This is a genomic window from Paraburkholderia phenoliruptrix, assembly GCF_019511605.1.
Taxonomy (GTDB): Bacteria; Pseudomonadota; Gammaproteobacteria; order Burkholderiales; family Burkholderiaceae; genus Paraburkholderia; species Paraburkholderia phenoliruptrix_A.
Genome location: NZ_JAEUAV010000005.1, coordinates 82,556 through 103,058, shown reverse-complemented (window position 1 = coordinate 103,058; position 20,503 = coordinate 82,556). Strand labels below are relative to the sequence as shown.

The window sequence follows — 20,503 nt, the reverse complement described above, 5'->3', positions numbered from 1 at the left end:
GTCATTCCTCCTTCATGTATTTCGACAGCCACAAGCTTTGTCCGACGATGAACACCACCAGACAGCCGGTCGCGCCGAACAGTTTGAAATTGACCCACTGGTCGGTCGTGTAGTTGTACGCGACGAACAGATTGAGCAGGCCGAGCAGCACGAAAAAGATCGCCCAGATGATATTCAGCTTGCCCCAGATCGCGTGGGGCAGCGTGATCTGCTTGCCCATCATCGCTTCGATCAGGTTTTTGCTGAACGCGAGTTGGGAGACGATCAGCACCACGGAGAAAGCCCAGTACAACACGGTCGGCTTCCACTTGATGAAGGTGTCGTTGTGCAGCACGAGCGTCGCGCCGCCGAACACGGTCACCACGCCGAGGCTCACCCACAGCATCGGGTCCACCTTGCGGTGCCGGAAGGCGACCCACGCGATCTGCACCAGCGTGGCGACGATCGCCACTGCCGTCGCCGTGAAGATGCCCCACACCTTGAAGGCGACGAAGAAGAGGATGATCGGGAACAGATCGAACAGGAATTTCATTGCTGAACGGGAACTCGCAGAGTGAGTCAGAGGGGCACTAGTGCAACGTGGCGCAGTGCGATGAACGGCTCGTGTATTGCAGTCGTGACGGCGAGCGGCGTCAGGCTTTGCCTCGCGCAACCGGCTCGCGGCGAACGGCGCCACGGCAACGGCCTTGCGTGGGTTCGTTTCGAACGACGCAGCACACGCTGCGGGAGCGCGCCGTCATACGGCCACGGGCACCGCCACCGCCACCGCCACCGCACCAGCCGGCGGGAGACTAACGTCACGCTAACACCGCGCTAACACCACACCGGCCGCCGACCCATGCGCGCCAGCGTGAACCCGGCGCCCAGTCCGGCCGCGGGACGGGCCGGTTGACCGGTCCACCCGGCGCGCGCCGCGCACCGCCACGGCGCTACGCTACTTGGGCTCGAATTGTAACGCAGCCGAATTGATGCAGTAGCGAAGACCGGTCGGCGCCGGGCCGTCCTCGAACACGTGGCCCAGGTGCGCGCCGCAGTTCTTGCATTGCACCTCGATGCGCAGCATGCCGTGCGAGCGGTCGGTTTTCTCGGCAATTACCTCGCCGTTGATCGGCTTGAAGTAGCTCGGCCAGCCGCAGCCGGCGTCGAACTTGGTGTCCGATTCGAAGAGCGGCGTGCCGCAGCACACGCAGTCATAGACCCCGCGTTCCCAGTGATCGTGATAACGGCCGGTGAATGGGCGCTCGGTGGCGGCATGGCGCGTCACCTGATATTCGATCTCCGAAAGCTGCTTGCGCCACTCGGCGTCGTCTTTCTGCACTGCGGGGGCGTCGTGTTTGAGGTCGTCGGGATTGTTCATGGTCGGTTCTGTCTCAGGCTTGTGATGGGAGTGCGCCGGGTGTCAGGACGAGCAGCTCACCTCCAGCGAGCTCGCCCAGTCGGGTGGCAAGCCGGCATAGGCTTCATGCTCGGGCTGTTCGTCGAACGGACGGCGCAGCACGGCGGCCAGACGTTCGAGTTCAGAAAAATCCTTCTCTTTCGCGCGACGGATCGCCGTTTCGGCCAGATGGTTGCGAAGCACGAATTTGGGGTTCACCCGGTTCATTGCAATGGCACGTTCCGCGTCGCTGCGTGTTTCATGGGACAGCCGCGCGCGGTAGTCGTTCGCCCAAGCGTCGAAGGCGGCGCGATCGAGGAACAGGTCGCGCACCGGCGCGTCGCCGCTTGCGTCGTGCCTGGAGACGCGCGCGAGATTGCGGAACGTCAGCGTGAAATCTGCGCGGTTCGCGTGCATGACGTCGAACAGGCGGTTTGCAAGCGCCGCATCGCCTTCGCGCTCGGCGGCGAGCCCGAGCTTCGCCATCATGCGCCGCTCGAGCCCGGGACCGAAGCGGTCCTTGAAGCCGGCCAGTACGCGCTGCGCATCTTCGATCGACTTGTCCGCGCGCACGCTCTCTTCGTACCGCTCGCCGAGCAGCGGCAGCAGTCCTTGCGCGAGGCAGAAGAGGTTCCAGTAGGCGATTTGCGGTTGCATCCGGTACGCATAGCGGCCCTGCGAATCCGAGTGATTGCAGATGTAGCCGGCGTCGAAGCCGTCCATGAAGCCGAATGGCCCGTAGTCGATGGTCAGGCCGAGTATCGACATGTTGTCCGTATTCATCACGCCGTGGCAGAAGCCCACCGCCTGCCATTCGACCAGCAGATCCGCGGTGGACACGACCGCTTCGTTCAGCAGCGCGAGGTAGGGATCGTCGGCTTCGCGGCAATGCGGATAGAAGCGCTCGATGACATGATCGGCGAGCGCGCGCAGCGCGTCCGTGCGGTCATTCGAATAGAAGTGTTCGAAGTGGCCGAAGCGCACGAAGCTCGGCGCGACGCGCGTTACCACGGCGGCCGTTTCTATTTCCTCGCGCCGCACTGGCTGGTCCGAGCCGATCACGCACAGCGCGCGGGTAGTCGGAATGCCCAGATGATGCATCGCCTCCGAACACAGGAACTCGCGAATCGACGAGCGCAGCACCGCGCGCCCGTCGCCCATGCGGGAATAGGGCGTACGGCCCGCGCCTTTCAGTTGCAGCTCGTAGCGCTGGCCGGCGTGTTCCACTTCACCGAGTCCAAGCGCGCGGCCGTCGCCGAGCTGCCCGGCCCACACGCCGAACTGATGCCCCGAATACACCGATGCATACGGCAGCGCCTCGGCTGGCCACTCGCGCGTGGCATTGCCCGAAAAGAGCTCGGCGAACTCCGGGTCTTTTTCGAGCCCGGGCTCTAGTCCGAGCAGCGCCGCGGTCTGCGCAGAGAAGCCGACAACATAAGGCGCGCTGAGCGGCGTGGCGGGCAGACGGGTGAGAAACGTGCTGCCGAGCCGCGCGAACGCGTTGTCGGCGGAGGTGAAAAGAGCTTCGGAAAGTGCCGCCACAGGCCCGTTCGAGCCTGCAATGCTTGGGGAAAACGACATGTTGAGCGCCTCACTATTAACCGATATTGTAAGTCCGCACCCGCGGCGCTGCAGCGGGCCTGCCGGTGCGTTGCCCGGCGCGGCGCCGGCTTGTGCCACAAGCTTCAGCAATTTGACGGCCCGGCCGGTGGACCGGTGGACGGCGTGATGAATCGCAGCGCAAAGGGCGTCACAGTTCGCAACAAAAACGGCATCAAAAGCAGGCACCGCAAAACGGCATCACGAACGGCGCATTCCGATCCGCATCCCTGAAACGCAAAAAACGCGAGGAGACGACTCTTTATGACGATGCCGCTGCTTGGTCAGATGATGGACGTGCCGCTCACCGTGTCCTCGCTGCTTGCGCATGCCGCGCGGCATTTCGGCAGCGCCGAGATCGTGTCGCGGCGCATCGAAGGCGACATCCACCGTTATACGTATCGCGACTGCGAACGGCGCGCGAAGCAGCTTGCCCAGGCGCTCATCGCACTCGGCGTACAGTCCGGCGAGCGCGTCGCGACGCTTGCGTGGAACGGCTACCGGCATCTGGAAACCTATTACGGCACGACGGGCTTCGGCGCTGTGTGCCACACGATCAACCCGCGGCTCTTTCCCGAACAGATCGCCTACATCGTCAATCACGCCGATGACGCCTACGTGCTGTTCGACACCACGTTTGCGCCGCTCGTCGACGTGCTCGCGCCGCAATGCCCGAAAGTGCGCGGCTGGATTGCGCTCGCCGACGAAGCGCATCTGCCCGCGATGCAAACACCGGCGCTCAGTTATGAAACGCTGGTGCAAGCGCAGGACGGCAATTTCGAATGGCCGCTCATCGACGAGCGCGCGGCTTCGTACCTCTGCTATACGTCGGGCACGACCGGCAACCCGAAGGGCGCGCTGTATTCGCATCGCTCGACGGTGCTGCATGCGTTCGGCGCGTCGTTGCCCGACGCCATGGCCCTGTCCGCTCGCGATTCGGTGCTGCCCGTCGTGCCGATGTTCCATGTGAACGCCTGGGGCATTCCGCACGCCGCGCCGCTCACCGGCGCGAAGCTCGTGTTCCCCGGCAAGGATCTGGACGGCAAGTCGCTGTTCGAACTGATGGAGCGCGAACGCGTCACCTACTCGGCTGGCGTGCCGACCGTCTGGCTCGGCCTGCTGAACCATCTGCGCGAGACCGGCTCGCGTTTTTCGTCGCTCGAGCGTACGGTGATAGGCGGCTCCGCGTGTCCGCCCGCGATGCTGCGCACCTTCGTCGACGACTACAACGTGCAGGTGATTCATGCGTGGGGCATGACGGAGATGTCGCCGCTCGGCACGTTGTCCAAGCTCACGTGGGAACAATCGCAGCGGCCAGTGGCCGAGCAGCGCAAGCTGCTGGAGAAGCAGGGGCATGCGCTTTACGGCGTCGACATGAAGATTGTCGGCGACGACGGCAAGGAATTGCCGTGGGACGGCGTCGCATTCGGCGATTTGTATGTACGCGGGCCGTGGGTGATCGACCGTTACTTCCGCAAGGACGACTCGCCGCTCGTGGACGGCTGGTTCCCCACCGGCGACGTGGCCACCATCGACCGCGACGGCTTCCTGCAGATTACCGACCGCTCGAAGGACGTCATCAAGTCCGGTGGCGAATGGATCAGTTCGATCGACGTCGAAAACGTGGCGATCGCTCACCCGGCTGTCGCGGAGGCAGCCTGCATTGCATGCGCGCATCCGAAGTGGACGGAGCGGCCGCTGCTCGTCGTGGTCCGGCGCGCGGGCGAGCAGGTGACGCGCGAGGAACTGCTGGCGTTCTACAACGGCAAGGTGGCGAAGTGGTGGATTCCCGACGACGTCGTCTTCGTCGACGAGTTGCCCCATACGGCCACCGGCAAGCTGCAAAAACTCAAGTTGCGCGACATGTTCCGCGACCACGTGCTGCCGTCCGTACTCGAAGACCGCTTGCACGGCGCGGATTGCCCGCTCGCCAGGGGAAACCCCGCCTGACGATAAATTGAACGAGCGTGCTTTTTTGTGTATTCTGCCTGCTGACACCGGAGCCGCCGCCTAAGCTGAAGGCGAAGGCCGGCGCATTGGAGCTGGACCATGCACCGGCTCGGCGAACCGGACGGGCGGCGCATCGCGCGCCGCCTCATCTCACGGATGCGATGCATCGCACGGAGGCAGGCAGATGGCAGTGGACTACACAACCCATGACGGCGTCGCCGTCATCACGCTGAACAATCCCCCCGTCAATGGTCTCGGGCTGTCGACCCGCTTGGGAATCATGGAGGGCATCGAGCGCGCGCAGCGCGACCCCGGCATCAAGGCCATCGTGCTGACAGGCGCGGGCAAGGCATTCTCCGGCGGCGCTGACATCACCGAATTCAACACGCCCAAAGCGACCCAGGAGCCGACGCTCGCCACCGTCATCAAGGCTGTTGAGGCGAGCGCGAAGCCGGTAGTCGCGGCCATTCACAGTGTGGCGATGGGCGGCGGCCTCGAGCTCGCGCTCGGTGCGCATTACCGCATCGCCGCGCCGGGCGCGCAGATCGCCTTGCCCGAAGTGAAGCTCGGCATTCTGCCGGGCGCGGGCGGCACGCAGCGTCTGCCGCGCGCCATTGGTCTGGAGGCCGCGCTCAACATGATCGTGTCCGGCACGCCCGTCGACTCGCAGCAGCTCGCCGGCTCGGGCCTCTTCGACGAACTCGTGCAAGGCGATCTCGCGGCTGCGGCGCTTGCCTTCGCGCGCAAGGTCGGTGCGAAAGAAGACCCGCATCCGACAGTGCGCGAGCGCAAGATCGAGCATCCGAACGCGGAAGGCTTCCTGCAATTCGCACGCAATAGCGTCGCGGCTGTCGCCAAGCATTTTCCCGCGCCGCTCAAATGCATCGATGCGGTTGAAGCAGGTGTGAAGCATGGCTTCGACAAGGGGCTCGCAGTCGAGCGCGAGTGCTTTACGGCGCTCGTGCAAACGCCCGAGAGCCGCGCGCTGCGCCATGCGTTCTTCGGCGAACGGGCGGCCAGCAAGATCCCGGACGTGCCGGCCGATACGCCGGTGCGCGAGATTCGCCGGGTGGCGGTGATCGGTGCGGGCACGATGGGCGGCGGCATCGCCATGAACTTCATCAACGCGGGCATTCCGGTCACGCTGCTCGAGATGAAGCAGGAAGCGCTGGAGCGCGGCCTCGCCACGATCCGCAGCAACTACGAAGCGAGCGTGAAGAAGGGCAAGCTCAAGCCCGAGGCAGTGGCCGAGCGCATGGCGCTCATCGCGCCCACGCTTTCCTACGACGACCTGAAGAGCGCGGACCTGATCGTCGAAGCGGTGTTCGAGGAACTCGGCGTGAAGGAACAGGTGTTCCGGCGCCTCGACGAAATCGCCAGACCCGGCGCGATTCTCGCGTCCAATACGTCCACGCTCGACGTGAACCGGATCGCCTCATTCACGAAGCGTCCGCAAGACGTGGTCGGCATGCACTTCTTCAGCCCAGCTAACGTGATGAAGCTGCTCGAAGTGGTGCGCGGCAAGGAGACCGCGAAAGACGTGCTTGCCACCGTCATGCAGCTCGCAAAAAAGATCAGAAAAACGGCGGTGGTGTCCGGCGTGTGCGACGGCTTTATCGGCAACCGGATGATCGAGCAGTACATCCGCCAGGCGCTCTTCATGCTGGAAGAAGGCGCGCTGCCCGCGCAGGTGGATCGCGCCATCGAAAAATTCGGCTTTGCGATGGGTCCGTTCCGCATGAGCGACCTGGCCGGCAACGACATTGGCTGGGCGATCCGCAAGCGCCGCTATCAGGAACAGCCCGACATGCATTATTCGAAAATCGCCGACCGGCTGTGCGAGACCGGGCGCTTCGGCCAGAAGACGGGCGGCGGCTGGTACGACTACAAGCCGGGCGAGCGCACCGCGCAGCCGTCGAAACTGGTCGACGAGATGATCGTCGCTTACTCGAAGGAAACCGACACTGAGCGCCGCAAGATAGGCGACGAGGAAATCGTCGAGCGCCTCGTCTTTGCGCTCGTGAACGAAGGCGCGAAGATTCTCGAAGAGGGCATTGCGTCGAAGGCGTCGGACATCGACATGGTCTATCTGACCGGCTACGGCTTCCCGCTTCATCGCGGCGGCCCGATGCTGTATGCGGATACCGTCGGCCTTTACACCGTGGAGCGCGCGATACGCCGCTATGCCGCGCAGCGCAACGGCGACGCGTGGCAACTCGCGCCGCGCATCGCAGAACTCGCGGCAACGGGCCGCGGCTTCAACGGCTGACGGCGCGCCTACGCCGCTTGCGTAGAGCGACTGAGCGAACGACTGAAGTGGCGCATGCCCTTGCCGCGCATCGTCGCGCGCCACTATCGACATTGACACGCAGGAGATTTGCATGACTGACGCCGTAATCGTATCGACCGCTCGCACGGGCCTCGCCAAGTCGTGGCGCGGCGGTTTCAACATGACCCACGGCGCGACGCTCGGCGGCCATGTGACCCAGGCCGCGGTCGAGCGCGCAAAGCTCGACCCGGCGCGCGTCGAGGACGTGATCATGGGTTGCGCGAATCCCGAAGGCGCCACGGGCATGAACATCGCGCGGCAAATCGCGCTGCGCGCCGGCTTGCCGGTCAGCGTGCCGGGCATGACGGTGAATCGTTTCTGTTCTTCTGGATTGCAAACTATTGCGCTTGCCGCTCAGCGAGTGATTGCCGGTGAAGGCGACGTGTTCGTCGCGGGCGGCGTGGAATCCATTTCGTGCGTGCAGAACGAGATGAACCGCCACATGATGACCGAAGGCTGGTTAAGCCAGAACAAGCCGGAAATCTACTGGTCGATGTTGCAGACCGCCGAGAACGTCGCAAAGCGCTATGCGATTTCGAAGGAACGTCAGGACGAATATGGCGTGCGCTCGCAGCAGCGCGCCGCGGCCGCGCTGGAAGCCGGCCGCTTCAAGGACGAAATCGTGCCGTTGACCGTGCTGGCCGGCGTCGCCGACAAGGCGACCGGGCGCCTCTTCACGAAGGAAGTGACCGTGAGCGGCGACGAGGGCATTCGCGCGGACACCACGCTCGAAGGCGTCTCGAAGATCCGCACGGCGCTGCCGGGCGGCGTTATTACCGCGGGCAACGCGAGCCAGTTTTCGGACGGCGCGTCGGCCTGTGTGGTGATGAATGCAAAGCTCGCGGAGCGCGAAGGTCTGCAGCCGCTCGGCATTTTCCGCGGCTTCGCGGTGGCGGGCTGCGAGCCGGACGAAATGGGCATTGGCCCGGTGTTCGCGGTGCCGAAGCTGCTCAAACAGGCCGGCCTGAAAGTCGACGACATCGACTTGTGGGAACTGAACGAGGCGTTCGCGGTACAGGTGCTGTATTGCGCGGACAAGCTCGGCATCGACCACGAACGGCTGAACGTGAACGGCGGCGCAATCGCGGTCGGTCATCCGTATGGCGTATCGGGCGCGCGGCTCGCCGGGCACGCGCTGATCGAAGGCAAGCGGCGCGGCGCGAAGCTCGTCGTGGTGACCATGTGCATTGGCGGCGGGCAGGGCGCAGCAGGCCTCTTCGAAGTGGCGTGATTACGGCAGCGCAGAGCCGGACATGGGCAGACTGGGCGGCAGACTGAGCGTGCCCTGATCGACGAAACGCGTCGTGCCGAACGGGCCGCCTGCCAGTTTGCCGCGCAAAACGTAAGGCACCTGTCCGGACTGCGCGGCGCCGGCGAATGCGAAGGCCTGGCGTACCGCGGCGAACGCGGGCACCGTCAGCGGTACGTGCAGCACCGTTTCGCCGAAGCGCGGCACTGTGCCGCCCTGATCGCTGACGCCGCTCGCAAACGACTTTCCGTTCAATTCGAGGTCGAGCGACACGCCGTTGAAACTTATCGCCGATTCATTCGGATTCTGCACGCGCAGCTTGATGTCAAAGCGCATGTCGAGCCCTTGGCCTTCGAGCGGTTCGATACCCGCCACGCTCACGCGCAACGGGTCGCCGCCGAACAGTCCCGCGCATCCGCCGAGTCCGAGGGTGAGCGTAACGACAAGCGTGCATAACGCAGCGACGCGGCACAGGCTCGCGCTGAACAGCGGACGGACGAAGAACATGACCGGCACCTCAAAGAGCGGATAAGGTCATGCATTGTAGCGGGCGGGCTGAGGGCTGAGGCCCGGGCGGCCGGTAGTGGCCGCACCGCCGCCTTCAGGCGGCGCGCCGCCATGTGGTCTTCAGAAACGCGGCGAGTTGGCGCGCGAGATGCGCCGGTCGCGCGCGGCTGCTGGCTGCTGTGCGCGATGCTTGCAGCGCGAAAGCCGCCGCCCGTGTCTGCGAGGCGCTGATCGACACGACGCCGCGTTGCGGCACGATAAAGCACTGACCTTCGCGCAGCACGATCGACGTGGGGGCGAGCGCCTCGCCGAGCCATGCGAGAGAATGATCGCGAAACGCGAGTTGCAGATCACCTTCAAGGGCGATCACGCAGCTTCGCGCGCGCAGGTCGTGAAGGGCAATCTGGCCGGCGGCGAGGCGGCATACTGCTGGGTTGGCGCAAGCTGACATGAACGTCTCCCGGTTACCGTTTGCATGCTGTCCAGCTTATTGCGCCGGTGCCGATGAAAACAGCCGCAGGCAACCAGCATCTGAACCGGTACAGACGCGCTGTTTAATGCGCTGTATCGGTCAAAATGCACTGCATGTGTATCTGTTGCGGTGCGCGGGGACTGCGCACCATCGGGTCACGAGCCGTTCATCGGCAATCTGTACTCAACAAGTTATGCCATCGCACAGCCAGGCCCACACCGGCGTACCGCTTGCGCCGCCAAACGATGCAGCAGCCGGCGAGCCACTCTATCGTCAACTGGCGGCGCAGTACCGTCGCGCGATTCACCACGGCGTGCTGCGCTCGGGCGAGCGCATGCCGTCGATACGCGCGTTGATGCAGCGTCACGGCGTGAGCCTTGCGACGGCAACCGAGAGTTACCGCGTGCTCGAACGCGAGGCGCTGATCGAGGCGCAGCCGCGCGCCGGCTATTTCGTTCGTGCGTCGCGAAAGGCCGCGTTGCCCGCCGCGTCCGAACCCGACCTCGCCACGCTGCCCGGCGCCGCGCAATTCGTCGGCATTCATTCGGCCATTTCGACCATCGTCGCGCAATTTCAGCGCTATCCGGACGCGTTCAACCTGGGCGGCGCGACTGCCTCGCCTGATCTGTATCCGACCGATGCGTTGCAGAAAGCGGCGCTGCGCGCCTTGCGCCGGCGGCCCACGCTGCTCACCGCGGCCGGCCCCGACCAGGGCGATCCGGCGTTGCGCGCGATCATCGCGCGACGTGCGCTAGACGCCGGCATTCAGATCGGCGCGGACGACATCATCATGACGCACGGCGGCATCGAGGCGGTCAACCTCGCGTTGCGGGCGGTCACGCAACCGGGCGACACAGTCGCTGTCGAATCGCCGTGCTTCTTCGGTTTGTTGCAGGCGTTGGAGAGCCTCGGGTTGCGCGCGCTCGAAATTCCTGCGAGCCCGAGCACCGGCCTTGCTGTCGAGGCGCTCGAGTTCGCCTTGAACACGCATCCCGACATCAAGGCCGTAGTGGTGGTGCCGAATCTGCAGAACCCGCTTGGCAGCGTAATGCCCGATTCGCACAAGGCAAGGCTCGTCGAGTTGTGCGCGGCGGCGCGGATTGCGCTGATCGAGGACGACCCGTATCGCGAACTGGTGGACACCGGCCAGCCGCTGCGCTCGCTGAAGGCTTGGGACACCGACGGCACCGTGATCCATTGCACGTCGTTCAACAAGACGCTCGCGCCCGGCATGAGGATCGGCTGGATCAACGGCGGACGCTGGCATCCGCGTATCGGCATGCTGAAATTCGCGCAGTCGCGTCACAACGAGCAGTTGTCGCAAGTCGTGCTCGCGGAGTTTCTGGAGACGAACGCGTACGAGCGGCATTTGCGGCGCTTGCGCGACCGCCTGCGCTTGCAGCGTGAGCGGATGTCGGCGGCGCTTGGCGCGTCTTTCCCAGAGGGCACGCGTTTCACGCCGCCCGCCGGCGGCATGTTCTTCTGGATCGAGCTGCCGCGCGTGGTGTCGTCGGCCGCCTTTTTCCATGCCGCGCTGGAAGAAGGCATTCGCGTGATGCCGGGCACGGTTTTTTCAAATGCGGGCCGCTTCGATCACTTCATTCGTCTGAGCTGCCCGAGCACGGACCTCGATCTCGCCGACGAAGCGGTGCGCAAGCTCGGTGGCCTCGCGACAGCGATGGCGGCGCGCGGCGACGCAGGCGGCGTGAGTGCGTCGGCGCGAGTGTCGGTGCGAGCGTCAGGCAATGCTCGCACCGACGCGAAGTGAGCACGCGGCATGCCGCGCCACGCCACGCGTTGCTCGCGACCGCGAAACCCCATAGCAGGTATGATTCCCTCTCTTTACGCACTATGCGTTGCGCGCGTCTGCGATTCGCCGTATGACCGGTGTATCCGCGTATGACCGGTGTATCCGCGCGTGGGCAGCTTCGCGCACTCGCAAGTCAGGACAGGGAAAACCGAAAGCCGCAATGACAGATTCAATTTCATCCACCGCGGGCGCTGCGTCGCTGCCCGAGAGCCCTTTCGTCGACCGGCTCGGCGCGCAACTGGTGTCGGCCGCGGACGGTGCCAGCGAAGTGATGCTGCCGCTGTTGCCTGAACACATGAATACGTGGGACGTCGCGCATGGCGGCGTGACCATGACGCTTGCCGACGTCGCGCTCGCGATGGCCGCACGCAGTCTCGCGGGCGACGGCGTGGGTGTCGTCACTGTCGAAATGAAGGTCAACTTCATGCAGCCGGGCCGCGGCGAGTTGCGCGCGACTGCTCGCGTGCTGCACCGCTCGACCACCATGGCGTACTGCGAAGGCGAGATCCGCGACAGCGAGGGACACTTCGTCGCCAAGGCGCTCGGCACCTTCAAGTACATGCGCCGGCTTGCGGTGGGCCGCGATGTGACGCGCCAGCGCCTGCGCAGCGACCCGTCGGCAAAACCCGGTCCTAGCGACGGTTGAGGCAATTGCAGCGCGTGCGCCGCAAGCGGTGTCGGTGCATGCGTTTTCTGATGCAGCCGCAGCGCGTATGCGCCAGCGCGACATCGGCACACGCGGCACACGCGGCACCTGCGGCACACCCGGCACGCTCAGCGCAATCACCGCGAGCAGCACAGTCAGTACGATCAGCAGATCCGGCCAATCCGCAACCAAGGAGACGATCGACATGCCCCAGATCAACCGCCAGTTCGTGCTGGCTTCGCGTCCGCAAGGCGCGGTCACGCCCGATAACTTCCGCCTCGTCGAGACGCCGCTCGCACCGCTTGCCGAGGGCGAGGTGCGGGTGCGCAATCACTACCTGTCGCTCGACCCGTACATGCGTGGCCGCATGAACGACAGCAAGTCGTACGCCGCGCCGCAGCCGCTCGGCGAAGTGATGATCGGCGGCACGGTCGGCGAAGTGATCGAGTCGAACAACCCGAAGTTCGCCGTGGGCGACAAGGTGGTGGGAATGTTCGGCTGGCAGGAATACGGCACGTCGAACGGCGCAGGCGTGCAGAAAGTCGACGACACGCACGTGCCGCTGTCGGCCTATCTTGGACCTGTGGGCATGCCGGGCGTCACCGCGTGGTACGGGCTGAACCGCATCGTGGCGCCGAAGGCGGGTGAAACGGTGGTGGTCAGCGCGGCGAGCGGCGCAGTGGGCAGCGTGGTCGGCCAACTGGCGAAGCTCGCTGGCGCCCGCGCGGTGGGCATCGCGGGCGGTGAAGAGAAGTGCCGTTATGTGGTAGAGACGCTGGGCTTCGACGCCTGCGTAGACTACAAGGCCGGCAACCTCTATCAGGACCTGAAGGCGGCGACGCCCAACGGCATTGACGGTTGCTTCGAGAACGTCGGCGGCGAGGTGCTCGACGCAACGCTTGCGCGCATGAATGCGTTCGGCCGCATCGCATTGTGCGGATTTATCGCGGGCTACGACGGCCAGCCGGTGCCGCTCAGGCAGCCGTCGCTGATACTCACGCAGCGGCTGCTCGTGCAAGGCTTCATCGTGAGCGAGCATATGGACGTGTGGCCCGAAGCGCTCAAGCAGCTCGGCACGCTCGTCGCGCAAAACAGGCTGCAGTATCGCGAGACCATCGCGCAAGGGCTCGACGCCGCGCCCGAGGCGTTCATCGGTTTGCTGAAGGGCAAGAATTTCGGCAAGCAGCTCGTCAAGCTGATCTGAGCGGGGCGGCTCGTCGGGGCGGGGCGCCGAAGCGTTGCTTGATGCGCTGGTCGAGGTGATGAGCGAGCTGCTTAGCGAGCCGCTCAACGAGCAACTCAACGAGCAACTCAACAAGTCGCTTAACGAGCCGCCGAGCGAGCCGCGCAACAAGTCGCTCAACAAGTCGCTCAGCGAGCCGCCCAATCAATTGCAGCAAGTCGAGCAACGAATGGTTTAGCGAGGCGCTTCACAAGCCGCCCATCGAATCGCATACAAAGAATCATCGCATCAAGGAGTCGACGGATGTTCGAATTTGCCGGCAGGGTCGCGGTCATTACCGGTGCGGCGAGCGGCCTCGGTCGCGCGTTCGCGCAACAGGCCGCGACGCTGCGCATGAAGCTCGTGCTCGCGGACGTGAACGCCGAGGCGCTCGCGCAAACGGTCGATGCGTTGCGCGCGGCCGGCGCCGACGCGATCGGCGTGCCGACCGACGTCGCGAATCCGTCGCAGGTAGATGGGCTCGCACAGGCCACGCTCGACGCATTCGGCAAGGTCCATCTGCTTTTCAACAATGCGGGCGTGGGCTCGGGCGGTTTTGTGTGGGAGAGTTCGGCCAACGACTGGTCGTGGGTGTTCGGCGTGAACGTGATGGGCGTCGCGCACGGTGTGCGGGCGTTCACGCCGATCATGCTCGCGCAGAACGAGCCCGCGCATATCGTCAACACGGCTTCCGTGGCGGGGCTGCTGTCGCCGCCGGCAATGGGCGTTTATAACGCTTCGAAACACGCGGTGGTGTCGCTCACCGAAACGCTTTTTCACGACCTGCAACTCGCGCAGGCCGGCCGCGACGCCAGTGTTCGCGTCGGCTGTTCGCTGCTGTGTCCGGCTTTCGTGCCGACCGGCATTGCGGACGCCGAGCGCGCACGGCCCGCCGGGCTGCGCAACGAGGGCCGCGCGACGCGCTCGCAGATCGCCGCCGGCAAGCAGTTGCAGCGCGCGGTGCAGGCGGGCAAGCTGAGCGCCGCCGAGGTCGCCGGGCTCGCGTTTCAGGCCATCGCAGAGCGGCGTTTCTATATCATCACGCATCCGGCCATCATGGCGACGGTCAAGCTGCGTCACGCGGACATCGAGCAATTGCGCGACCCGACCGATCCCATGTCGCTGAAGCCGGAAGTAAAGAGCGCGGGCGCGGACTGAAGTCAGCTACCGGGCGATGCGGCAGCCGAGGTCTCGCACCCGCCCAGCCGCAGTCTCCACCTATCGTCAACCTTGGGCGCCTGCGCGCCGTCACACGTCATCTCACGTCACATGCCGTTGAATCCGAAGATCGAGCAGGTACTCGACATGATCGCGCGCGCGAGGCGCCCGCAGCTGCACGACATGACGCCGCAAGCGGCGCGCGCGTCGTATGAAAAAAGCGCGCCGATTCTGGAGATTCCAGCGGCGCCCATGTTCGCCGTGGAAGACCTGCGCATTCCCACACGCGACGGCGCTGCGATCGGCGCGCGTCTTTATCACGCGAGCGAGCCGAGCTGGGCCGAGCCTGCCGCGGCGCTCGTCTACTATCACGGCGGCGGCTTCACCGTGGGCAGCGTCAACACGCACGACGCACTGTGCCGCATGTTCGCGCGCGACGGCCAATGCGCGGTGCTCTCGGTGGATTACCGGCTCGCGCCCGAGCACAAATTCCCGACCGCCGTCGACGACGCTTTCGACGCGCTCACCTGGCTGCACGCGCACGCGGCGGAATTCGGCATCGACGCGGCGCGGCTCGCGGTGGGCGGCGACAGCGCAGGCGGCACGCTCGCGACGGTGTGCGCGGTGCTCGCGCGCGACGCCGGTATCCCGCTCGCGCTGCAATTGCTGATCTATCCGGGCACCACCGGCTATCAGCAGACCGATTCGCACTCGCGTCTTGCCAATGGCTTTCTGCTGTCGGGCGATACGATTCAATGGTTCTTCAACCAGTACGTGCGCGACCCCGGCGATCGCGACGACTGGCGTTTCGCGCCGCTCGACGGCACGCGCGGTGCGCCCGGGTTCGGCGGTCTTGCGCCGGCCTGGATAGCCACCGCCGAATACGACCCGCTCAGCGACGAAGGCGACGCCTACGCCGAGAAACTGCGTAGCGCGGGCAATGCGGTGACGCTCACGCGCTATCCGGGCATGATCCACGAATTCTTCAAGATGGGCGGCTACGTGCCCGACGTCGCGCAGGCGCATGCGGATGCCGCAGCGGCGCTGCGCGCAGCATGGCGCATAGACTGACTAGGCGATCTGCCGCTCGACGTTGAACGCGAAGCTGCGTTCGAAATCGCCGGGTCGCACGATGCGGTGCGAGCCGTTGTCGTCGCTGCGTTCCGCCACCGCCACGCTGACCATCTCGCCGTTGGCGACGACCCGCAGCGCTGTCGTGCCGCGCGTCCCGTACTCGGGCGTTTCGATGAACGCTGCCGAGAGCGCCCGCTCGCGTTCGAGCGGAATGCCGGTGGAAGGCAACTCGGCGTCGGACGCCACGCGCGGATCGCGCATCAGGTCGATCAGACGTTCGAGCGGCGGCATCGGATCGCGCGCGAGCAATTCGCGCAGCTCGCTGCGCTTTCTGACGAGCTTGGGCCACGGGGTATCGAGAATCGCGTTGGAGATGCCGTGCGTGCCGGGCGCGAGCAGCGTCGGCGCGAGGTTCGAGCGATTGCAGTACCACGCCAGTTCCCGGCGCTTCCAGTCGCTCACCAGCAGGTTGAAACCGTTGTAGATCTCGCCGGTGCGCGCGACGCGGTGCAGGTAGGCAAGGGGAGATTCGTGCTCCGCGCCGACGTTGTCTTCGCCGGTCCCGGCGTCGCTTTGATTCTCGCGCGGGGCCTTATGGTTGACGTCGGTTTCGCCCCGGCCCGGCGCGAGGTGAACGCCGGGGCGCCCGGAACTCAGCCAGTCGCTGACGAGCGTGCCGCGGGTCGGCGCATCCACGCGCATGTCGTGCGGCGCGCGGTAGTTGGTGAGCGCGGCAAAGCGGCCGTCGCGCGACATGCCGAGCCAGGTCCCGCCGCCCACCAGGTCGCGGCCCGCCAGCACGCCGCTCGCGTCGTGCCACCAGCCGATCGGCTGGGCCGTGCGTCGAAAAAATTCGTCGCGATTCGCGGCAAGCGTGAAGAGCGGACCGTCGAGCGCATCGGGTCGCCAGTCGAACACGATCAGGCACATCGGGGACCTCTCCCGGTTGTTGCGTCAAAACGCAAGGGCGAGCAGGAATGCAGGCGAGAAGGCCGGTCAAGAGCCAGCCAAGAGCGGGCCAACAGCGGGCCAACAGCGGGCCAACAGCGGGCCAACAGCGGCCCAACAGCCGGTCCACCTCGGCCGCCGCGTTGACTGCGGCCGGCCGCGGCGTCGAAAGCAGTAATGCTCCGCTCAAACCTCGGTGGGCAGTCCGTAGGGCAGTGCGAGAAAGCGCAGCGCCGGGCCGTCGGCAGCGCCGAGATGCACCGAGCCGCTTTCCAGCGCGGCCAGCTTGATCTCCACCAGAACGTCGACGCCGCCGTCGCGCGCCGACGCCGCGTTCACCACCATGCCGCACGGCTGGCCCGGGTCGTCGGAGTGGAAGAGTTCGACGCCCGCCTTCACTGTGTCCAGCTCGCCCGCCACGTTGGCGAGCGAGGTGCGCCGCTTGATCGTGCCGCGATACTGGCTGCGCGCCACCACTTCCTGGCCGGGATAGCAGCCCTTCTTGAAATTGACCGCGCCGAGCACGTCGAAATTGACCATTTGCGGCACGAACTGTTCGACCACCGGCTGCGTGATACGCGGCTCGCCCGCGCGGATGTCGAGCCAGTCCCACACCGCCGGCGAGACCTGCTGCAACTTTTCGCCGAGCGCGGGCAGATGCGCTTCGATCTGCGCCTTGGGCCCGATCCACAGGTAGCGCAGGCGCTCGAACGCGTCGGGCACGCGGATCAGCGAGCCGGCCGCGCCGTCCACCTTCACGTGAACGCCGTCCGGCAGCGCGTCGAAGACGCCCGAGAGCGCCTTGCGCACGTCGCCCGCAAGGCCGATCACCGCGAGTTCGCCGCTGGCATCGGCGAGTTTCGCCTTGGCGCGCAGGATGAACATGGAAAGGCGTTTTTGCACCGCCGCCTGCAGGTCTCTCGAAACCAGCAGGCGAAGCGTGTCGCCGCTGCGCCAGGTCAGGAACGAGGCGAGCAGGCGGCCCTTTGCCGAGCAGTAGCCGGCAAGGCGCGCGTTGGCTGCATCGAGATGCTGGGTGTCGTTCGTCAGTTGACCGTGCAGAAACGCCGCCGCGTCGTCGCCGGTTGCGTCGATGACGCCAAACTGCGTGAGCACCGTGAAGGCGCCGTGTTCGAGGGCGGCGTCGAACTCATCGGCCGACGGGCGCGGCAGGACCGGCAGCGCGGTTGCGGCCGCGCTCGACGCCACGCCGGCCGATGTGGCCGGGGCGGCGCCCGAAGAGCTGCCCACGGGAGTCGCCGGGGAACCGGCCGAAGGATTGCCTGAAGCGGTAGCGAGCGGTGTGGTCATGGATTCCGGGAACAGTCAATTCTGACTTTGGCTAAGGCAAACAAGTATTATATGCAGTCCAACCCAGCCACGTTTTCATGTCCCTCTTCAAGAAATGTTTGATCGCCGGCTCGATTGTTCTCGTGCTGGCCGCAGCTGCGATTGCTGGCGGATACCACTGGGCCAATAGCCCGCTCGAGCTGAACCCCGCGCAACTGGACGTCACCGTCAAACCGCACAGCAGCCTGCGCAGCGTCACGCTGCAGCTCAATCGCGGCGGCGTGCCGGTCGAGCCGGAGCTGTTTATCGCGATGACGCGGCTGCTCGGGCTTCAGAGCGAACTGAAGTCGGGCAACTACGAGTTCAAGACCGGCGTGACGCCCTACGAAGTGCTGCAAAAAATTGCTCGCGGCGACGTCAACGAGTATGTCGCGACGATCATCGAGGGGTGGACCTTCAGGCGCATGCGCGCGGAACTCGACGCGAACCCCGCGCTCAGGCACGACAGCGTAGGCATGAACGATGCCCAACTGATGAGCGCGATCGGCGCGCCGGAAGCGTCGCTCGGCAACGGCGAGGGGCTGTTTTTCCCGGACACCTATCTGTTCGACAAGAACACGAGCGATCTGGACGTGTACCGCCGCGCGTACCACCTGATGCGGGTGCGCCTGGACGAAGCATGGCTTGCGCGCGCGCCCAATCTGCCGTACAGAACGCCATACGAGGCGCTGATCATGGCCTCGATCATCGAAAAGGAAACCGGCAAGAAGTCGGACCGCCCGATGGTCGCGGCAGTGTTCGCGAACCGTCTGCGGGTAGGCATGCCGCTGCAGACCGACCCGACGGTCATTTACGGAATGGGCGAGAGCTACACCGGGCGCATCCGCAAGAAGGACCTGCAGACGGACACTCCCTACAATACCTACACCCGCATGGGCCTGCCGCCCACGCCGATCTCGCTGCCCGGCGTCGCCTCGCTGCAGGCGGCGATGAACCCGGCGCAGACGAACGCGCTGTACTTCGTCTCGCGCGGCGACGGCAGCAGCATCTTTTCCGACACACTCGGCGATCACAACAAGGCCGTGGACAAATATATTCGAGGGCAATAAATGGCGCGCGGCAAATTCATCACGTTCGAAGGCATAGACGGCGCCGGCAAGACGACGCATCTCGCCTGGTTCCGCGAGCGGCTCGAGCAGAAGGTGGCGGCCACCGGCCGCTCGGTCGTCATGACGCGCGAGCCCGGCGGCACGCCGCTTGGCGAGCAGATTCGCGAAATCGTGCTGCATCAGAAAATGGATCTGGAAACCGAGGCGCTTCTGATGTTCGCGCTGCGCCGCCAGCATCTGGCAGAAGTGATCGAGCCGGCGCTCGCGCGCGGCGACTGGGTACTGTCCGACCGCTTCACCGACGCCACCTTCGCCTACCAGGGCGGCGGTCGCGGCCTGCCGCGCGACAAGCTGGAAACGTTGGAGCGCTGGGTGCAGGGCGGCTTCCAGCCGGATCTGACGGTGCTGTTCGACCTCGCGCCCGAGATTGCCAATGAACGGCGCAGCGCGGCCCGTGACCCGGACCGTTTCGAGCGGGAATCGGCGGCTTTTTTCGAGCGCACGCGCGCCGAATACCTGCGCCGCGCCGAGGAGGCGCCTTATCGGTTCGCTATCATTGACTCGTCGCAGAGCATCCTCCGAATCCAGAAACAGCTTGAAGATCTGCTCGCAAAGCTTTGATTTTATAGCCCTATGTGCGTTGCTAACAAAGCGCCGCTGCATCGCGTAGTTTCTCGGATTTTGCTTGCAACCAATTGATTTCAAAGACAAACAATGATTTATCCGTGGCAGACCGATGACTGGAACCGCCTGCAGCAGTTGCGTGCCCACTGGCCGCATGCATTGTTGCTGCATGGCCAGGCGGGCATCGGCAAGCTGCGCTTTGCGCAGCACCTCGCACAGGGTCTTTTGTGCGAAGCCCAGCAGGCGAACGGCGAGCCGTGCGGCGAGTGTGTCGCGTGCAACTGGTTCGCACAGGGCAATCACCCGGATTACCGGATCGTCGTGCCCGAGGCGCTTGCCGCTGAAGCGGGCATCGGCAACGGCGCGGACGACAAAGCGGAAAAAGCCGACAAGTCCGATGCAGACGAAGGTAAAAAAACACGCACGCCGAGCAAGGAAATCAAGATCGAGCAGATTCGCGGCTTGCTGGACTTCGTCGGCGTCGGCTCGCACCGCGGCGGCGCCCGCGTGGTGGTGCTGTACCCGGCCGAAGCGCTGAACGTCGCGGCAGCCAATGCGCTCCTGAAGACGCTCGAGGAGCCGCCGGCGGGCGTGGTGTTTCTGATGGTGTCCGCGCGCATCGACCGGCTGTTGCCGACTATCATCAGCCGTTGCCGCCAATGGCCAATGAGCCTGCCGGCATCCGAAGTCGCAACCCAGTGGCTCGCCGCGCAAGGCGTGGAGGAGGCCCAGGCGCTGCTCGCCGAAGCAGGCGGCGCGCCGCTTACCGCGCTCGCGCTCGCCAGCGACGAAAACCGTGCGTTGCGCGACTGGACGCTCAAGCAACTCGCCGCAGGGCCCGAATGCGACGCCTTTGCGTGCGGCGAGGCGCTGCAGAAGCTGCCGGTGCCGCTGGTGCTCGGCTGGCTGCAGCGCTGGACCTACGACCTGCTTGCCCAGCGCACGGCGGGTGCCCCGCGTTATTTTCCGCAGGCCTCGGCGGCGCTCGCGCGCTGCGCGGCGCAGGCCGACGCGAGCGCGTTCGCGCGCTTCATGCGCACCGTCACGCGGCAGCGCGCGGTCGAGAATCACCCGCTGAACGCGCGGCTCGTATTCGAGGAGCTGTTTCTCGGTTACCGCGAGCTTTTTGCATGACGGCGCG

General features: G+C 65.4%; 19 protein-coding genes. 12 read left to right on the top strand and 7 right to left on the bottom strand.

Translation table 11 applies throughout. From position 1 onward, the window contains the following. Window position 1: 1 nt before the first annotated feature. The 3 genes from JNB89_RS09590 to JNB89_RS09580 all read right to left on the bottom strand — a co-directional run bounded on the left by JNB89_RS09590 (window position 2) and on the right by JNB89_RS09580 (window position 2,956). Window positions 2-532, bottom strand: coding sequence for a septation protein A (locus JNB89_RS09590; RefSeq protein ID WP_013339211.1), 531 nt, complete (start codon window positions 530-532; stop codon window positions 2-4). A 402-nt stretch (window positions 533-934) separates the two neighbouring features. After that, on the bottom strand, window positions 935-1,357 hold the full coding sequence (gene msrB, locus JNB89_RS09585) for a peptide-methionine (R)-S-oxide reductase MsrB (RefSeq protein WP_013339212.1): 423 nt from the start codon (window positions 1,355-1,357) through the stop codon (window positions 935-937). Window positions 1,358-1,399: 42 nt separating this feature from the next. Further along, window positions 1,400-2,956 carry a protein adenylyltransferase SelO gene (locus JNB89_RS09580; protein ID WP_220362039.1) on the bottom strand — a complete coding sequence of 519 codons (1,557 nt, stop codon included), beginning with the start codon at window positions 2,954-2,956 and terminating at the stop codon, window positions 1,400-1,402. Between the two features lie 282 nt (window positions 2,957-3,238). On the opposite strand from JNB89_RS09580, the gene JNB89_RS09575 reads away from it, so the two are divergent. The 3 genes from JNB89_RS09575 to JNB89_RS09565 all read left to right on the top strand — a co-directional run bounded on the left by JNB89_RS09575 (window position 3,239) and on the right by JNB89_RS09565 (window position 8,484). Beyond that, window positions 3,239-4,924, top strand: a complete 1,686-nt coding sequence (locus JNB89_RS09575) for a 3-(methylthio)propionyl-CoA ligase (protein WP_220362038.1) — start codon at window positions 3,239-3,241, stop codon at window positions 4,922-4,924. Between the two features lie 184 nt (window positions 4,925-5,108). Beyond that, window positions 5,109-7,193 (top strand): 3-hydroxyacyl-CoA dehydrogenase NAD-binding domain-containing protein, encoded by a 2,085-nt coding sequence (locus JNB89_RS09570; protein ID WP_220362037.1) that lies wholly within the window; start codon window positions 5,109-5,111, stop codon window positions 7,191-7,193. 112 nt (window positions 7,194-7,305) lie between these two features. Then, a complete protein-coding gene (locus tag JNB89_RS09565) occupies window positions 7,306-8,484 on the top strand; it encodes an acetyl-CoA C-acyltransferase (RefSeq protein ID WP_218741916.1) in 1,179 nt (392 codons plus the stop codon). On the opposite strand, the gene JNB89_RS09560 is transcribed toward JNB89_RS09565, so the two are convergent. Next, on the bottom strand, window positions 8,485-9,009 hold the full coding sequence (locus tag JNB89_RS09560) for an LEA type 2 family protein (RefSeq protein ID WP_220362036.1): 525 nt from the start codon (window positions 9,007-9,009) through the stop codon (window positions 8,485-8,487). A gap of 94 nt (window positions 9,010-9,103) precedes the next feature. Beyond that, the gene (locus JNB89_RS09555) at window positions 9,104-9,460 is read right to left on the bottom strand and encodes a hypothetical protein (protein ID WP_218741918.1); all 357 of its coding nucleotides are present in this window, start codon (window positions 9,458-9,460) and stop codon (window positions 9,104-9,106) included. Window positions 9,461-9,674: 214 nt separating this feature from the next. Between JNB89_RS09555 and JNB89_RS09550 the strand changes: the two genes are divergently transcribed. The 6 genes from JNB89_RS09550 to JNB89_RS09525 all read left to right on the top strand — a co-directional run bounded on the left by JNB89_RS09550 (window position 9,675) and on the right by JNB89_RS09525 (window position 15,388). Continuing rightward, window positions 9,675-11,249 carry a PLP-dependent aminotransferase family protein gene (locus JNB89_RS09550; RefSeq protein ID WP_220362035.1) on the top strand — a complete coding sequence of 525 codons (1,575 nt, stop codon included), beginning with the start codon at window positions 9,675-9,677 and terminating at the stop codon, window positions 11,247-11,249. A gap of 202 nt (window positions 11,250-11,451) precedes the next feature. Then, complete coding sequence (locus JNB89_RS09545; RefSeq protein ID WP_013339220.1) at window positions 11,452-11,937, top strand: PaaI family thioesterase; 486 nt, start codon at window positions 11,452-11,454, stop codon at window positions 11,935-11,937. Window positions 11,938-12,142: 205 nt separating this feature from the next. Continuing rightward, the gene (locus JNB89_RS09540) at window positions 12,143-13,141 is read left to right on the top strand and encodes an NADP-dependent oxidoreductase (RefSeq protein ID WP_220362034.1); all 999 of its coding nucleotides are present in this window, start codon (window positions 12,143-12,145) and stop codon (window positions 13,139-13,141) included. A 58-nt stretch (window positions 13,142-13,199) separates the two neighbouring features. Further along, window positions 13,200-13,358, top strand: a complete 159-nt coding sequence (locus JNB89_RS09535; protein WP_220362033.1) for a hypothetical protein — start codon at window positions 13,200-13,202, stop codon at window positions 13,356-13,358. A gap of 65 nt (window positions 13,359-13,423) precedes the next feature. Further along, window positions 13,424-14,317 (top strand): SDR family oxidoreductase, encoded by an 894-nt coding sequence (locus tag JNB89_RS09530; RefSeq protein WP_220362032.1) that lies wholly within the window; start codon window positions 13,424-13,426, stop codon window positions 14,315-14,317. A gap of 111 nt (window positions 14,318-14,428) precedes the next feature. Then, window positions 14,429-15,388 carry an alpha/beta hydrolase gene (locus tag JNB89_RS09525; RefSeq protein WP_220362031.1) on the top strand — a complete coding sequence of 320 codons (960 nt, stop codon included), beginning with the start codon at window positions 14,429-14,431 and terminating at the stop codon, window positions 15,386-15,388. Here the strand turns inward: JNB89_RS09525 and JNB89_RS09520 are convergent, their stop codons facing one another. Continuing rightward, window positions 15,389-16,321 (bottom strand): NRDE family protein, encoded by a 933-nt coding sequence (locus tag JNB89_RS09520; protein ID WP_220362030.1) that lies wholly within the window; start codon window positions 16,319-16,321, stop codon window positions 15,389-15,391. It abuts the gene before it with no gap. Window positions 16,322-16,525: 204 nt separating this feature from the next. Beyond that, window positions 16,526-17,650 carry a YgfZ/GcvT domain-containing protein gene (locus JNB89_RS09515; protein ID WP_220362029.1) on the bottom strand — a complete coding sequence of 375 codons (1,125 nt, stop codon included), beginning with the start codon at window positions 17,648-17,650 and terminating at the stop codon, window positions 16,526-16,528. A 77-nt stretch (window positions 17,651-17,727) separates the two neighbouring features. Here JNB89_RS09515 and mltG point away from each other — a divergent pair, with 77 nt between their 5' ends. The 3 genes from mltG (at window position 17,728) to JNB89_RS09500 (ending at window position 20,496) form a co-directional block, all read left to right on the top strand. Then, the gene (gene mltG / locus JNB89_RS09510) at window positions 17,728-18,738 is read left to right on the top strand and encodes an endolytic transglycosylase MltG (RefSeq protein WP_135893633.1); all 1,011 of its coding nucleotides are present in this window, start codon (window positions 17,728-17,730) and stop codon (window positions 18,736-18,738) included. Next, a complete protein-coding gene (gene tmk / locus JNB89_RS09505; protein ID WP_220362028.1) occupies window positions 18,739-19,359 on the top strand; it encodes a dTMP kinase in 621 nt (206 codons plus the stop codon). A gap of 93 nt (window positions 19,360-19,452) precedes the next feature. Continuing rightward, on the top strand, window positions 19,453-20,496 hold the full coding sequence (locus JNB89_RS09500; protein ID WP_220362027.1) for a DNA polymerase III subunit delta': 1,044 nt from the start codon (window positions 19,453-19,455) through the stop codon (window positions 20,494-20,496). Window positions 20,497-20,503 lie beyond the last annotated feature (7 nt).